General features: G+C 56.5%; 12 protein-coding genes. 3 read left to right on the forward strand and 9 right to left on the reverse strand.

Annotated elements, in window-relative coordinates:
- Window positions 1-126: 126 nt before the first annotated feature.
- The 9 genes from ABSG20_RS12260 to ABSG20_RS12300 form a co-directional block, all read right to left on the reverse strand.
- The gene (locus ABSG20_RS12260; RefSeq protein ID WP_423864765.1) at window positions 127-471 is read right to left on the reverse strand and encodes a hypothetical protein; all 345 of its coding nucleotides are present in this window, start codon (window positions 469-471) and stop codon (window positions 127-129) included.
- A complete protein-coding gene (locus ABSG20_RS12265) occupies window positions 468-1109 on the reverse strand; it encodes a pyridoxamine 5'-phosphate oxidase family protein (RefSeq protein WP_423864776.1) in 642 nt (213 codons plus the stop codon). Before ABSG20_RS12265 ends, ABSG20_RS12260 begins: the two co-directional genes overlap by 4 nt.
- A gap of 157 nt (window positions 1110-1266) precedes the next feature.
- The gene (locus ABSG20_RS12270; protein ID WP_423864766.1) at window positions 1267-2046 is read right to left on the reverse strand and encodes an MBL fold metallo-hydrolase; all 780 of its coding nucleotides are present in this window, start codon (window positions 2044-2046) and stop codon (window positions 1267-1269) included.
- A 708-nt stretch (window positions 2047-2754) separates the two neighbouring features.
- Window positions 2755-3654, reverse strand: a complete 900-nt coding sequence (locus tag ABSG20_RS12275; RefSeq protein ID WP_423864767.1) for an MBL fold metallo-hydrolase — start codon at window positions 3652-3654, stop codon at window positions 2755-2757.
- 228 nt (window positions 3655-3882) lie between these two features.
- Complete coding sequence (locus ABSG20_RS12280) at window positions 3883-4557, reverse strand: response regulator transcription factor (RefSeq protein WP_423864768.1); 675 nt, start codon at window positions 4555-4557, stop codon at window positions 3883-3885.
- A 377-nt stretch (window positions 4558-4934) separates the two neighbouring features.
- Window positions 4935-5894 (reverse strand): helix-turn-helix domain-containing protein, encoded by a 960-nt coding sequence (locus ABSG20_RS12285; protein WP_423864769.1) that lies wholly within the window; start codon window positions 5892-5894, stop codon window positions 4935-4937.
- A 245-nt stretch (window positions 5895-6139) separates the two neighbouring features.
- The gene (locus ABSG20_RS12290; protein ID WP_423864770.1) at window positions 6140-7912 is read right to left on the reverse strand and encodes an ATP-binding protein; all 1773 of its coding nucleotides are present in this window, start codon (window positions 7910-7912) and stop codon (window positions 6140-6142) included.
- A 51-nt stretch (window positions 7913-7963) separates the two neighbouring features.
- Window positions 7964-9007 carry an ABC transporter substrate-binding protein gene (locus ABSG20_RS12295; protein WP_423864771.1) on the reverse strand — a complete coding sequence of 348 codons (1044 nt, stop codon included), beginning with the start codon at window positions 9005-9007 and terminating at the stop codon, window positions 7964-7966.
- 240 nt (window positions 9008-9247) lie between these two features.
- Window positions 9248-9616: a response regulator gene (locus ABSG20_RS12300; RefSeq protein ID WP_423864772.1), complete on the reverse strand. Its 369-nt coding sequence runs from the start codon at window positions 9614-9616 to the stop codon at window positions 9248-9250.
- Between the two features lie 749 nt (window positions 9617-10365).
- Between ABSG20_RS12300 and ABSG20_RS12305 the strand changes: the two genes are divergently transcribed.
- The 3 genes from ABSG20_RS12305 to ABSG20_RS12315 all read left to right on the forward strand — a co-directional run.
- Entirely contained in the window at window positions 10366-10755 is a 390-nt protein-coding gene (locus ABSG20_RS12305; RefSeq protein WP_423864773.1) for a response regulator transcription factor, read from the forward strand.
- Between the two features lie 138 nt (window positions 10756-10893).
- Window positions 10894-12489, forward strand: a complete 1596-nt coding sequence (locus tag ABSG20_RS12310) for an MASE4 domain-containing protein (RefSeq protein WP_423864774.1) — start codon at window positions 10894-10896, stop codon at window positions 12487-12489.
- Window positions 12490-13005: 516 nt separating this feature from the next.
- On the forward strand, window positions 13006-16583 hold a 3578-nt coding region (locus ABSG20_RS12315), incomplete at its 3' end, for an ATP-binding protein (RefSeq protein WP_423864775.1).

Consider the following 16583-nt stretch of genomic DNA (forward strand, 5'->3'; position numbering starts at 1 on the left):
CTTATAATGACGGCAGTGCCCATCCTCACCCTGGGCAAGAACGTTCATTCATTCGCGGCGGGATCCCGAACAGTTCTTACCCTGTTGTTTCCCGGTGCTTGCTGAAGAATTTCCCAATCGAGCCGACTATTGCTCTGATTTAACACGCGGGGAGTCCGACATCTCAAGCAGGTTCGTAGGGATAATCAATACGGGCGGCTCGTCATATCCTTTTCGACTGCTGTAAAAGAGGAGCGCCAAAAGGCCGAAGCCAACAGCCAACGAAACGATGACGCCGATTGCCATCGCGACATAACCTGACGTCGGCACATCGGCGTCCGTCCCACCATGCGTCCAGCCAAGGTAAACAATCACGGATGTGGCTGCCAAGAGCGATAGGAGCACGATGAGAATGATCCACGAACCGACACCCATCCGAGCCGTGTTGGAAGCATCCGCCGGTGCGTCAGGCTCCCGCTCTGCCGTTTTCATGCTGAATTCCGTTCCCGTGGTTGTGCTTGAGCGCGCAATCGCTCTATCTCGCTCTCAAGCTCGAGAATGCGATTGTCTCGTTGGGCCAGCGAAGCGGCGACATCGGCCGCCTCGAACCGTTGGGGGATGTGCTGAGGGCAATTCGCATCCCACGCGCCGACGGTAAACAGGATGACTTGTTCCGGTCGCGCCTTGTATCCTTCCGGCATGAGCTTCGCGATAAGACCGTCGTCGCCCTCGACCACGCGGGCTTCGCCCCAGATCTTTATTCGCCGCTGATGCGCATAATCGATCAGGAACAGATGGGCCTTGGGATTCTCCGCAAGATTCCCGACCGTGATATATTGGCGGTTTCCAACAAAATCGACGAACGCGATCGTCTTCTCATCGAGCACCCTCAGAAATCCCGCCGGACCTCCGCGGTGCTGTATGGTCGGTTGCCCGTCCCGGTTTGTCGTGGCCAGGAAGACACTCCGTTGCGCTTCGATGAACGCCTTTAGCTCTGCCGTTATGCTGGTCTGCCAGGAACCTCTGGCCTCGACGCGTTCATAGGCATGCCGCGAACCTTTTCGCGATTGGACGGCCTTGACCGAAGGCGTGAAGGCGACGTCGCTCGGGTATTTGTTCACGCTGGGCATCCCGATCTCCTCAGAACCCAAGGTCACTGCGCAACGGCTGATGGTCCGGACGGCGGCAGTGGCCAGTAAAATCTGCGATTGCTCCCGCTGATCGGTGAATCGTTGATACTGGCGATGCACCGACGCATCAGGCCGGCTTTGTCGCGGCGCCCTCCCATCAAACGCCCTCATAGACCAGCTTTGTGAACAACGCCGGGGTGATCACGAACTGACCCCATTTGGAATCGTAGGCGGCAGTCGGCTTCGCCGCGATAATCGCTTCCAGCGAGAGCTCCTGCTTCTTGAGCTTCGCGACGTTGCCGCGGATCGCGACCAGCATGTCACGATACTCCTTGAGCTCGGCGCGGTTGCTCACGGGATAGCCGTGACCGGGAATCACGATCGTCTGTTCGGTCGCTGTCCGCAGATTGGCGTCGGCGGCGAGGATCATTCCGTCGATGTTGCCGCCGGTGGAGTAGTCGATGAAAGGGTAGATTCCGTTCCAGAACGTATCGGCAACGTGCAGGACGTCGGCTTCGACAAAATGAACGGAAATGTCGCTATCGGTGTGGGCCGGCTTATAGTGTTTCATCTGCAGGGTGGCGCGATTGACCGACAGGGTCTTGTCTTGTGAAAACGTTTCGGTCGGCATGGCGCCTGGAGCCAGCGCGGGGAAATTGAAATCCCAGTCTTCGACCCGCTGCATCGTCGAAAGATGTTTTTTGGTATTTTCATGGGCGAGGATGGTTGCGCCTTCGCCGTGAACCCATTCATTGCCGTCGGCGTGGTCGAAGTGCCAATGGGTATTGATGAGATGCCGGATCGGATCGTTGCTAAGGCTTGCAAGCGCTTCCATCATGCGGGGCTTTGACACCGTTATGCCGGCATCGACCAGAAGCTTTCCGTCCGGGCCGGTGAGGACGGCAACGTTGCCGCCGGATCCCTCGAGCACGCTCACGCCGCCGCGCTATTTGTGCACCTTGATTGTCGCCGTTGCAGCGTCCGCCCGGATCATGTCAACGATGTTGTGAGCTTCGGCATACGCCTGACGCGGGCTCAGCCACCCGCCGCCTGCGCTGAAAGTCGCCGATGCGATGCAGCAAAGGCAAAAACCCCGCCGTGTGATTGTTGGAAGAGCCTGGGTCATCGTGAAGTCCTCGCTGGCTGTATCATCAGATCGTTCACCGCCCCCTGCGGTCGGCACGTCCTTAGTAATCCTCGGCCTTCAGTTGCGATTGGACGAATTCCCGCAGGTTGGTACGTTCGAGCGACGTTCAGCGTCACGGCTACGACGATGCGGGGCTCTTGCCTGGATCAGTTTCAAGGAACGAGTCGGCGTCGGCAAACCCGAACCGCTCTCGGTCATATTCCCGTGCCCGGCCCTGCGGATTGCGACCGGGGCCCGGGCGACCGACTCTGAGTTTGAGGAGGATCGGCAACGCCACCAGGCCGTACCGTGCCTAGCTGGCGGGTGGAAAGCTGAAGGCTCGGGCGCCTCCTTCCGGGTATCCCGCGCTCGAAATAGGGACGAGCCTTGGCCTGTCCCTCGATGTCCGGTCGGCAAGAGCTTCGCGGCTTCGGATCGCAGCTTCACGATTAAAATCGAAACCGTTATGCCACGCCGGGGATTTGAATGATATTACGCCATGACTGAGGGCATCCGCGGTCAGGCTGGAACATAGCGGTACCCATCGCCCCTGCGCTCCGCAAAGCCTATGCCTGGATAGGTCCAGTGATAGCCGAGAAGTTTGGTTCGGTCGGATGCCGCGCGATCAATCAGGCGCGCCCGGTTTCTGATCGCGAGCTCCGGAATGGTGTCGTAGCCGAACTTGGCTTTTGGATGCTGGAACGAGTAAATTTCGTTGGTTGCCGCATCTGCGCTGATGATCAGGCCGTCGCCGCCCGTCACTTCCAGCGAAATGTGGCCTGGCGTGTGGCCAGCGGTATCGATTACTCTTAAGCCGGTCACGATATCATCTCCAGGCTTTACCATGACCACGCGATCCTTGATGGCGCCGAGATCGCGTTGCGCGCCTCGGGCGAATTCATGCAGTTCGGATGGCATGCTGTTGAGATAATCCGGATCCATCCAGTAGTCCCATTCGGCGGCTCCGACAAAGTAGGTCGCGTTCGGAAATCTTAGGCTGCCGCCTGGCGCGAGCGTCCCCCACACATGGTCCGGATGTGCGTGCGTGAACACGACCTTGGTAATGGCGTCCGCGTCTATTCCGGACGCCAATAGGTTTGCGGAAAGCCGCCCATCGGAAGGCTGGTATTTGTCGCCAGAGCCGATATCGACGATGATCAGATCGTCTCCCTTCTTGATAACCGGAATATTTGTTTTGGAATCGACCAGTCCGGAGCTTTGATGTCCGGTTCGCCTCAGGATCTCGGCGCGCTGGTCTGGAGATGCCTCCGGGGCGACGATTTCGATGGGTACGGTTATGAAGCCGTCGCTGATGACGGTGACTGCGAAATCACCATGAACGAAACTGAAATTGGAATCCGCTTGCGACGGAGAACCATCCGGTCCCAATTCTCGTTGCTGAACTCCTGCGGCGGCCATGGCATTTCCTTTCGGTTGCGGCCGCCATGTTGGCATCATTAAGCCCGCCTCGATTGAAGGAACCTCTGCCGGATTGCCCTTTTCGTCGGTTTCCTGAAGAAGGCTTGAAGGATCGACCGATGTCGCCAGCGGCGCCCTTCCGGGGCGGACTGGCTGTCACGTCTCATGCCATCGAACCGGAAGGCGATGCTCGAACCATCAGGACCGAGGGCTGCGGTCGGTGCTGCATCAATTCTTCTGCGGCGAGGCCAGTTGGAGCTTGGCAGCCATGGTCACGAGGTCCGCCAAAGAGTTGGCTTTCATCTTGCGCATCACCTTGCCTCGATGCGCCTTCACGGTGATCTCGCTGATGCCAAGCTCGAATCCGACCTGCTTGTTCAGCAGACCTGAAACCACCAAAGCCATTACCTCCTGCTCGCGCCGGCTGAGTAGGTCGTGACGGTTCCGCAGCTCCCGTACCTCCGCTTCATGACAAAGTGCGGAATGGCTGCGCTCGATGGCCTGACCGATGGCGCTGAACAGCTCCTCGTGGCTGAACGGCTTCGTCAAGAACTCGACAGCGCCGGCCTTCATAGCCCGAACCGTCATCGGTATATCGCCATATCCGGTAATGAAGATGATGGGGATATTGATCCCATCCGTGTTCAATCGCTTCTGCAGATCGAGACCACTGATGCCTGGCAGACTGACGTCAAGTACGATGCAGCTCGGAACGGTCTTCCGTGGGTGCGAGAGAAACTCCTGTGCTGAGGAAAATATCTCGGTCTCCCAGCCTTCGGTGCTGATCAGTCCTTCCAGGGATTCGCGTACCGAGACGTCGTCGTCAACAACGAATACCATTGGCTTTACTTGTGAAACGGGAATGGATCCGGTTTTCCAGTCAGCTTTGCCGGATATTTTCATGCATATCCCCTCGTTGGAAAAGCATGGCATATCGCTCACTTACTTAGCGGGCGGCACTAGGTGCCTCTCGGCGAGCAATCACCGCAATTATACTGCTCGAAAAAAACGGTCGTGGCTTTGCGACGGTTGCCGCGGCATTGTCATTTCTTGCTGTTTGCGGGAAGAAACGGAACCAAACGGGAACGGAATGATCAAGGGGGGGGCGACTCCACGGCGCCTGCCGGCCATCAACTGGATGACCGATTCCACCAAAGCTGGCGGTTCAGGCCGGCAACGCTGTCCTCTCGCTCCCTCTCCCGCACTTCGTCGCACTTCGCGGGGCAGCGATAGCGCAGCACGGCAAGTGTTGAAATGGTCAGAACTTAAAAATTGCAGGACTAGGTCGAACCGCGCCTAAATTGTCCAGGGGCTCGACCCGTCATGTGACGGAAAGCTCGCGAGAAATTGGCCTGGGAGGAAAAGTTGAGAGCGAGCGCAATATCGACCAACGGGCGATCTCCTCTCGTCAGCAGCTCTTTGGCGCGCTCCAGACGCTTCGCGCTGACGTACTGATGGGGCGATCGACCCACGGCCGCTTTGAAGGCGCGTGCGAAATGAAACCGGCTCAGGCAGGCAATCGATGCCAACTCATCAAGCGTGAGATTACCTTCCAAGTTAGCGTCGATATACTCCAAGACACGCGACAATCTTCGTCGATCAAGACCTTCCTGCGCAACCAGCGATCTGGCTTGTGCAGGTGATCGGCTAACATACTTCTGAAGCAATCTTGCCGCGAGGCTGGAAGCCAATGTATCGGCAAGCACCCGACCAGCAGAGGTCTGGGTCTCCAATTCTGCAGCTATGGCATATCCTATCTCCGCGAGAAGGGGATCCTCGAAGCTGCTCTCAAACCGCAGTGAGTCGATCACCGATTGATCGAGGTCGACACCAAGGCCCTCTGGCGTGAAGTGACTTCGAGGAAGATAGATATGTAAAACCTCAGGCATATGATCAGAGATATCCAGGACATCTTCCTGCAGTCCAGCCGGAGACATCCAAAGCTTCCCTCGCGCAGCAATTGTCTGGTCGAAAATGCCCCCGCCCGTCCGTGTAACGACCGACTGATTGCCCAGCAAATTGACGCAGATTTCGGTGTCGGGCTGGACATTTTTCCACGACAGGACGCCGCTGCCGTGTTGGAAGAGTGCTGCGGATAACCCGGTCCAGCCTCGATCGGCTGACGAAACCAGTAGGCCGTCGGGTCCATACTTCTCGGTACCATATCCGTGCGGATCAGCCGAACCGGCTGCATCGAGAACATTTCGCGCAGGGTCCCTTCTCGGAAACTGCGAAGCCATCCAAAGCTCCTGATTTCGATCTTCGCAGCGCCGGCACGGATTTTGCCGCCCCTCCCCAAATAATGCCAGCGCTTTGACCTTTCCGCAACGCCAGTCAGTGCCGACAAAAGCGCCAATCCGACGGCGAGGGACTGCGCCAAAAAGCAAACCTCTCCAATAAGTTAGGTCGGTCGCTCGGTGATCGAAGCGTGAAAACGCATCAAAAAACCACCTGCGAGCTTCCGTATGTTATGCGTCAACCGCTTTCAATCGACACAGGGAAGAGTGAAGGAAAATGTCGCTCCCGGGCCATCATTCTGCGACGCCCAAAGACGTCCGTTGTGGCTGCTGATGATAGAGCGGCAGACGAATAGGCCGATCCCCATGCCGCCGCTCTTGGTGGTGTAGAATGCATCGAAAAGCCTTTCCACGCTTTGAGGATCAAAACCCACGCCGGCATCTCGTATCGCCAGGCAAACAGAATCGTCTCCGTCTCGTTCCGTCGTAACCACCAACTGCCTGGGACGATCATCGATGTCGCTCATCGCGTCCGCGGCGTTCGCAAGCAGGTTCAAAATCACCTGCTGAAGTTGCACGCGATCGCCCATAACGGGCGGGAGGCCGGTGGTGAGATCCACCTGCAATACCGCTCGGCTCTTCTGAAGCTCACCTCTAAGCAGGGCGATGACCTCCCGCGTTGCCTCGTTCAGGTCCAGCGGCTCCATTGTCGTTTGCTTCTTGGCGAAGAGCGCCCGCAATCGCTTAACGACATCAGATGCGCGATTGCCGTCGCGAATCGTGCGCCGTGCGGTCTGGCGCGCGCCATCAATGTTGGGAGGGTCAACAGCCAGCATCCGCAAACAGGTGCTGGCGTTGGTTATAATGCCCGCAAGTGGCTGGTTGACTTCGTGCGCGATCGACGCCGTCAATGCGCCAAGGCTCGACACCCTTGCCACGCGCGTCAAATCGGCTCGAGTCTGGGCAAGGGCTTCCTGCGTGGCCTTGCGATCCGTGAGGTCCAAGACAAAGCCGACGGTGCTCGCCGGACGTCCCTCGAGAAGTGCGCCTCCAATCATCACCGGAATCCGGCTCCCGTCCTTACAAAAATACTCCTTCTCGAACGGTGCGTATGTTCCACTTTCCCTGAGCTCCTGGATCGCTCGAGAATCCGCGACCTGGAATTCGCTCGGTGTGATTTTCTTCCAATCGATGCGACCAGACTGCAAGTCGAGACGGTCGTATCCAACCAGCTTGAGAAAAGCATCGTTGGCTTCGAGAACTTCACCTTCAAGTTCCGAGATCATGATGCCGATGATGTTGGAATCGACCAAACGCCGGATCTTCGCTTCACGGCCCCTGAGCTTTTCCGCCATTTCGTTGAATACGCGTGCAAGCTCACCGACTTCGTCCCTGCGGGCATCATCAAGTCTAAAATCGAAATTACCGCCGCCGATAGTGGCAGCGCCGGAGCTTAGCTTAGCAAGTGGGCGGAGTACGCTTGTGTAGGTAACAAAAATCGAGATTGCAAAGATGAGCAGAATCAGCCCGCTGATCGTAGCCACTGCTATTCCTTCGTTACCTTGCGCCATCATCACACCCATACGGCTTTGTTCGGAAAGGGTTGCGGCATCTGAGATCATGGATTCAAGCCTGATCATGATCTGGCCCGTCAGTCTCTCCTCCAGTTCCTGGCGCAGCGCCGCCTTTAAGCCATCGCTGGCGTTCGTCTCATAGTTCTTCACAATTTGGGAAAAAAGAGACTTTACAGTTCCGTTTGTGAGCCGCAGATTGACGAGAACATCGTCCTGCGCGCCCGTGAGCGCCGGCTGAGCTACCAACAATCTCAATAGCGAATCTTCCGTTATGAGCCACTGAGCCCGCGCGCGCTCTTCGTGATGGAGCACGTACTCCTGCAGCAGATATCGGATGCTGAAAACGTCGTTCAAAATCTCGCCCGCACCTTCGTTATTCGCCAACTCCTGCCGCACGGTTCGGTTCGTCGATACCAGAACCGATCCCATAAGCGACACAACCGCCACCAGCACTGCTCCTGTAAGCCCAAGGCGCGTCGCTATCCTCATGAAACGGGCTCAATGAATTACCGTTACGGCGGATGGTGCGGCTGCCCGAAGAGGGGCAAGCCCCAGATGATCCAGATAGTTCGGTACTTTCGTCTTGTCGGTCAGTCTATTCTTGATCGCCCAACGCGCCTCGTCCTCCAAAGTGAGAAGTAGGCCCTGCCGCAGGCCGACTTCAAACCGATACGATGGCCAGATAGCCTTCAAGACGACGGCGTCCGTATTCATTGCCTTGGCGAGAACCTCGCGGGCAAGGTCCGGCGATTCCTTGCAGAATTGAGCACCTCGTATGGTTGCCCGGAGAACCTTCTCGAGCGTTGGCTGATGCGCGCTGACGTAGTCGCGCGTTCCGGCCAGGGCGAACAAAGCGTCGTATACGCCTTCGCCGGATAGCACTGTCGCCTTGTCCTTGAGGGCGGCCGCCGCCATGTTCAGGAATGGTTGATACAATACCACCGCGTCGATGTCGCCTCGTGCAAGCGTCTCGGCCAGTTTCTGCGGCAGCATGTCGACTAAGGTTATGTCCGTAGGCGTAAATTGTTGCCGGTTTAAGAATGCGTCGAGGAAGAATTGTGTGGTGGTGCCCATCGTCACCCCGAGGCGCTTCCCCTTCAAGCTGGAGGGACTAATGATACCCCGATCCTTTCTTCCGACGATCGCGTGATCCTCCATCGCAGTCATCGCGGCAATCACCGAGACGGGCTGATCGTTCATCGCCGCGAACATGATGGGAGTATCGGCTGCGGTGGCCAGGTCGGCGCGCCCTTGCAACGCTTCTGCAAGCGCCACTTTACCGTTCGCCTGGAAGTTTACTTCTGCTGCGATACCCTCGCTTGCAAGATAGCCATTTTCTTTCGCCATCAGGATTGGGCACGAGCCGATGTACGCAACCGCAGCAATTTTGACCGACTCTGTCGGTGCAGCATCGAGAGTCGATGGCCAGCGAGAGGTCCAGACGTAGTTTCCCGCGAGCGACCCGAAGGCGGCCATGGCGCCCGCACAGATGAGCCAGGTGCCAAGCTTCCCTACCCTCATTCTGAGGCCGCCTTTGGTCATTGGATCCGCCTCAACATGGCGCTGGCCGTCTCGCGATCGAACCATTTACGGTTTAAGGATTGTCGTCTGCAACTGCTTGTGGAGGGGCAACAATGCGCGGACGCTGCGAGCGCATTTCGCGAACAATGCCCAGGTCTGCGGATCGAGCAGTGGTCGCCACTGACTCGGGCAGCCTGGCACCGTATCCAGCCAGGGCCAAAATCGTGTTGGCATGCATTGCTACCGCCGCAAGCCAACGGTTCAAACTCCAAAAGCCGCATCGAGTGCCTTGAGCAGCTCGGCATCGCTAAATGGCTTGAGCAGGCAATCAACGGCCCCCCGCTCAAGCAGGCGCGAAAACATGTTCTCATCTTCATAAGCGGTGATGAAGATGATGGGAATTGCCAGCCGTCGGGATCCCATTTCCCGTTGCAGCTCTGGCCCTGTCATTCCGGGCATGGAAATGTCAACGATCAGACATCTGGTCTGACCGACGTATTCCGAGGCGAGGAATTCTTCCCCCGACGAAAAGGCCATCGTCGCAAAGCCAAATTCCCCCAGCAAGTCTGGCAAGGACTCACGTACGGACTCGTCGTCATCGACGACCGAAACGAGCGATCGTGTAACCATATTCAAATCCTGACACTTCGCGTGATCTTGGAGGCAAGCGAAGGGTCCGTGACCGACACACGCGATTGCACAAATATAGGGCAGCTCACAACCCGACGTCCATCCTACCTTGGTGTCGATTTGGCGATGGATAGAAGCGGTTAACCGTTGCGAGCTACCCGAAAATCAGGCGCCGGTCCGAGTATAGATGGGAATGGAAACGTGGGCACCTCAGGTCCATCTGATCCGACCGATACCATCGTCCGATAGTGCTCCCCCTAGTCTGTTGATATTGCCCTTATCCGGGGACATCTCGATCGGCGGCATCGTCACCGCGGGATGTCGCGGCCGAGGTCCGGTAGGATCTTACAAAGGGATCCGGATAAACCAGCCGTTCGAAGATCGCCGAAATGATGGCATTTGATAGGTGTGCCGCTATACTTGCTTGATAGGGCCGATCCTTTTCGGGCATTATTTGGGGGTGGTGAGCAGTGAGCGGTCTCTTCGGACACGCCATTGAGATTTTTCGAGAGGACAGCGAACTTGCGCTTTACCGCGGCCACAGACTGTTCGGCTCGCGCCTCATCATAGCTGTTGCGCCGCGCTATGGAACACGGATCGGGGGTGGTCCTAGGACGGTTCGATAACGAACTTGCCATTGCCGGCGTCTAGAATCAGCGTGGGCAGCGAGGCCGTTGAGCCCGTTACCCAGCAATGGGCGGGCGACGCTGGCACTTGAGGGCCCCGGAGGCTGTACATAGGAGATCGTTTTGCAGCAGGCTACGCTAATCGCATGTGTCGATGACGACCTGACGGTCCTTAAGGCTATGGAGGACCTTCTTGATGCTGCCGGTTTCCAAGTCGATGGGTTTTCGTCGGCCGAGGACTTTCTGAACAACGGCCAGCTCAAAGCGACGTCGTGTCTCATTACCGATGTGCAACTGGGTTGCATGTCGGGTCTTCAGCTTCAGGACCGCCTGGCGATGTCGGGATTTAGAATTCCGACCATCGTGATTTCGGCGTTCGTCACTGAACAGTTGCGCATCCGTGCGTTGGGTCTTGGCGCGGTGTGCGTGCTCAGCAAGCCGGTGAGCAAGCAGGATTTGTTAAAAGGTATTCAAGATGCGCTGCAGCGTGGGCGCGGTGACGAGAAAGGCTGAGTTAGATATCGGCTTGTCACGATCGGGGGTGGTCGCTTGGGCTCGGATTAGAAAACGGATGGCAAAATGTGAGTAGGGTAGTGGAGCGTGGTGAGAAATTGCGCATGGCCTCGCAATGCTCCGCCAGGGGTTGTGCCAATGCGAGATGAAGTCGTCGGCCTTTCCGGGGAGCAAAGTCTCTTTTCTTCAGAGTTGTCGCCTGGCCCAGCGCAAAAAAGGCTTGCGCTGTTTTTGGTGCTCGTATTGGTCACCGCCTATTTCCTCGTTAGCGGGCCATTCGCCGGGGTCCAATTGGGTCAGAATACCTGGTTCGTGCCAGCTTATGTGGCAGCGATGTTCGTGAACGATTCGGTCACCGCGATTCTGCTGTTCGCACAGTACTCCATACTGCGCTCCCGGGCGCTACTCTTGATTGCAAACGGCTATGTCTTCACGGCGCTTATCACGATTCCATGGGTTATGACCCTTGCGGGCGGCCTCGCGCCGAACGCTCTGATTGGTGGTGTGCAAAGCCCGGCATGGCTCTATATTTCCTGGCATGGTGGTTTTGCCTTGTTCGTACTCGGCTACGCTATGTTGAAGGATGCGGAGTCCAGGAAGCGATACTGGCAGGGCAGCGCGCGAGGGGCGATCGCCCTGAGCGTGACTCTGACGGCAGCCATCGTGTTTGCCCTGTCATTTATCTGCACAGAAGGCGAAGGACTATTGCCCCGGGTTTCACAGGACCCGCTCCATTTTAACGCGGACTGGCCTTATCTTATCGGCGGACCCATCGTACTCCTGTGTATGGCCGCCCTCACCGTACTCTGGGTTCGACGACGTTCAATGGTCGATCTCTGGTTGATGGTTGTGATCTTCTCGTACGCGATAGAGATACCTCTAACCTACTATCCGCATCCGGTGCGCTATAGCCTCGGCTGGTATACCGTCCGGGTCATTGGCGTTTTTTCCAGCGCTGTAGTTCTTGTTGTCCTGCTTTATGAGATAACAACGATCTATGGGCGACTGCTCCGAGCCGTGCGTGCTCAACGTCGTGAACGAGGGGCGAGGCTCGCAACTGGTGATGCCGTTGCGGCAGCCGTTGCTCACGAAGTCAAACAGCCGCTGTTCGCCATGTTGATGCGAGCGCAGACGAGTCTCAGCTGGCTTGATCGTTCCACCCCCGATCTTGACAAAGCAAGGGCGCAATTGAAGCATCTCGCTGCTGACGGTGATCGCGCCGTTGCAGTAATCGAACGTGTTCGAGCGAACTTTAAAAAGGATGCCAGCGTCAGAACTTTGCTCGATTTGGATGATCTAATCGGCGAAACCATCGAATTGTTGCGCGGTGATCTCCAACGGCATCGGATACAGGTGAAAATCGAGCCGTCAGCATTGCATCCGCAGGTCAAAGGCGATCCAATTCAGCTACAGCAAGTACTTTTGAATTTGATCACAAATGCTATCGATTCGATGACGAACCAAGAGGGACCACGGATTCTGAGCCTGAGATCAGACGTCCTGGAGAGCGGCGGTGTGACGGTCTCCGTTTCGGACACCGGAACAGGTATCGCTGCGCGGGATATCGAGCGGATATTCAATCCGCTCTTCACGACAAAGGCCGACGGTATGGGTATGGGCCTTCCGATTTGCCATTCAATTATCGAGGCTCACGACGGCCGCTTGTTGGTTGATTCGAACAATCCTCGGGGTACAACCTTCAAATTTGTGCTTCAGCCCGCAGCAGACGGTTGAATGAATTTGGTGCCCTCTCAAGGGACGTCCGTCATGCCATGGTACCGATCTGACGAATGATGGAAACGGTTACCCATGCGAGGCGCGCAAAGGTCAGGGCGCTGGTCCCAGCATGGATGGGAATGGAATGGTAGGCGCTTCCGGACTGCCATCTGATCCGACCGATACCATCGTCCGATAGTGCTGCCCTTAGTCTGTTGATATTGCTATTTTCGGAGGCCATCTCGATCTGCAGCATCGTAACCGTGGGATATCGCGGGCAAGATGGATCAGGCGTTAGTTGTCCGCCGGACTGGCCTTCGATGGGTGTGCCGCCCTAATTGCTTGAGAAAGCCTAGCCATTGCGGGCATTTTTGGGGGTCGTGAGCAGTGAGCGTAATCTCCGGACACGCCCTTGAGATTCTTCGAGAGGACAGCGAATTTACGCTTCTTCGGGGCCATCGACTGTCTGACTCTCGCCCTGTGTTGGCTCTGACGCCGCGTAATGGCTCTGGGAGCGTGACCACACTAAGACGGATGGAGAATGAGTTCGCCATCGCTGGCGAGCTCGATTCTGCGTGGGCGGCGAGGCCTATTGAATTGTTGCGCCGCAATGAGAATGCGACCTTAATACTTGAGGATCCAGGCGGTTATCCGCTGGATAGCCGGCTTGGCTCCGCATTCGAAACGACAGCGTTTCTTCGGATCGCCGTAAGTCTTGCAGAAGCCCTTAGACAAATTCATTTCCGCGGTCTGATCCACAAGGACATCAAGCCTGCTAACCTGTTCGTGGATGAAGCTAACGTCGTTCGTGTCACTGGCTTTGGCATTGCGTCGCGGTTGTCGCGGGAGCGACAAGCACTCGCTCCTGTTGAATTTATCGGTGGTACGTTTGCTTACATGGCGCCCGAGCAAACAGGTCGCATGAACCGATCGGTCGATGCTCGCAGCGATCTCTACTCCATGGGCGTTACTCTGTACCAAATGCTTGCGGGAATGCTCCCGTTCACCGCGTCGGATCCAATGGGTTGGATTCACTGCCATATTGCTCGTCAGCCGGATCGACCGGAGGAGCGGATCAAGGGGATTCCGAAGACGCTGGCGGAGCTCGTCCTAAAGCTCCTCGCGAAAAACGCCGAGGATCGCTACCAAAGCGCGGCGGGCGTCTTGGCCGACCTCAAGCGGTGCCAAGCGGATTGGGAATCCCGGCAGCGCATTGATATGTTTTCCTTGGGTGAGAGCGATGGCTTGGATCGCTTGCTAATCCCGGAAAAGCTCTACGGTCGTGAACCGGACATAAATGCGCTTCTGGAGGCATTTGGCCGGGTCGTTCACGGTGGTTCGATGGAACTCGTATTGGTGTCAGGGTACTCGGGCGTTGGAAAGTCTTCGATAGTAAATGAGCTCCACAAAACCATTGTTTCGCAGCGCGGCTTATTCGCTTGGGGAAAGTTCGACCAATACAAGCGCGATATTCCCTACGTGACGCTCGCCCAATCGCTCCAGGGTTTGGTTGGACAAATCCTGGGCCAGAACGACGAGTCGCTGACTCACTGGCGAAACAGGCTGCAAGACGCTCTCGGTCAAAATGCCCAGCTTGTCATAGATCTTGTTCCGCAGATTGAACTCATCATCGGAAAGCAGCCACAAGTTCAAGAGCTCTCGCCACAGGATGCGCAAAGCCGCTTCAAAGCCGTGTTTGGTCGATTTATCGGCGTGTTTGCACAGCCTGAGAAACCACTTGTGCTCTTTCTTGACGACCTCCAGTGGATCGATCCCGCCACCCTCGACCTTCTCAAGCACCTAACTACCCACGCTGAAGTGCGAAATCTGCTCCTCGTCGGTGCTTACCGTGACAACGAGGTCGGCTCAACCCATCCCCTGACGCGAACGCTTTCCGATCTCAACAAGGCAAAGGCGACGGTACGCCATATATCGTTGGCCAACCTCGTTTTGGGGGATGTCACCAGGCTGGTAGCCGACGCTCTGCGGTGCAGATCAGACCATGCCCGCCCACTCGCGCAGCTTGTGCATGCCAAGACCGGCGGGAATCCATTTTTCGTGATTCAATTTATTTCGTCACTCGAGCTGGAAGGCTTGCTTGCATTTGCTGCCGGGAAGGCGAGTTGGGCATGGAACGTCGAGGAAATCGCAACGAAGGGTTTCACTGATAACGTAGTCGATCTCATGGTTGCGAAGCTGAGCCGGCTCCCGGTCCAGGTGCAGAACGCCCTGAAACAACTAGCCTGTATGGGCAACAGCGCACGCATCGAGACCCTGACCGCGGTGTATGGGGGAACCCGGGAGGTGCTCGATAAAGCACTATGGAAGGCCGTTCGCCTCGATTTTGTGTCCTGTCACGACGACACGTATTCGTTTATCCATGATCGAGTTCAGGAAGCAGCCTATTTGTTGATCCCTGAAGCTGAGCGTGTTCCCATCCACCTTCGTATTGGCAGGGTACTGGCGCATGGCTTGACCGCGGAAGAAGTCGACAATCAAATCTTTGATATCGTCAACCAATTCAATCGTGCCCTGAATCTGATAGAAACTCCGTCTGAACGTCAGCAGGTCGCAAACTACAATCTAATGGCCGGTCGACGTGCCAAGGCTTCCACTGCCTACGCGGCAGCGTTGAAGTATTTTGTGGCCGGTAGCGCGTCGCTCTTGTCCGTAGAGACTTGGGGTCACTGCTATCGACTGAGTTTCGACCTCGAGTTAAATCGCGCCGAATGCGAATTTCTGACTGGCGATCTTGAAACGGCGAACATTCGGCTTTCAAAACTTGCCGACCGCGCAGAAAATGTGATTGATAGTGCCGCAATTACTCGCCTCCGGATGACGCTCTATACGACGCTCGACCGAACAGACCGTGCGGTCGCCGTTGGGCTTGATTTTTTGCGTCACGTTGGCGTCGAATGGTCCCCCCATCCGGCTTACGGCGAGGTGAGCCAGGAACTGGCAAGAATGTGGGAGTTGCTCGGGGCGCGGAAAATAGAAGAACTAAAAGATCTGTCAATCATGGATGATCCCGAGCTGCTCGCCGCCGTAAATGTTCTAGCCGAATTCCTCGCGCCTGCGTCGTTCACCGATAACAATCTATTCTACCTCGCGGTACTACGGATCACGAATCTCAGCATGGAACATGGTAACTGCGATGCCTCGGCTTGTGCCTACGCCTTACTCAATGTCGTACTGGGTCTCGGCCACGGCGACTATCAGGCTGTTTTGCGCTTCGGGCAACTCGGATGCGATCTCGTTGACGAGCTTGGTTTGGATCGTTTCAAGGCGAAAGTCTACACGTTTTTCGGAACATTCGTTCTTCCATGGACTGCGCATTTTCCGCGCAGCCGCGCGATATTAAAGCGCGCAATCGATGCTGCGACGGCCGTCGGCGACCTAACCTACACTGCCTACGGTCTAAGAAGTGTGGTAGCCAACATGATGGTCTCGGGAGAGCCCCTATCAGACGTTCATCGGGAAGCCGACAAAGCACTTTCTTTCATGCGCGAAGCAAAGTTTGGCCTGGCCGCTGATTCGCTGGTTGCTCAACTTATTCTCGTTGGTGCGCTTTGCGGACAAACTGTTAGCCGCAGCTTGTTCTTGGAGTCGGACCGGGACGAGCGCGGTTTCGAGCAGCGTCTGAACAAAGGTGGCTCGCGTCTCACAGTCGCCGCGGCCAGATACTACATCTATAAGCTGCAACGGCACTTCTTTGAAGGAAATATAGCAGCAGCGGTGGTGGCGGCAGCCAAGGCGCGTGACCTCGTATGGTCGACACTTCAATTTCTTGAGATTGTTGACTATCATTACTATAGCGCCCTGGCGCTCGCGGCCGCCTGCAAATCAGCTTCGGTGGAACATCGGCAATCCAATCTTGATGAGATCGAGACGCATCGGAGGCAAATAGAGAAATGGGCAAAGGGTTGCGCGGGGAATCATGCGCACCGGGAAGCTTTGATAGCTGCCGAGATCGCAAGCCTTGACGGCCGCGACTCGGATGCAATGAGGCTCTACGAAGAGTCGATGCAATCGGCGAGGGAAAACGGATTCGTCCAAAATGAAGGCGTCGCTTCGGAGCTTGCCGCGCAATTTTACCAATCGCGTGGAGCCGG

Origin of the sequence: Bradyrhizobium sp., from assembly GCF_049512235.1 — a bacterium.
GTDB lineage: Bacteria > Pseudomonadota > Alphaproteobacteria > Rhizobiales > Xanthobacteraceae > Bradyrhizobium.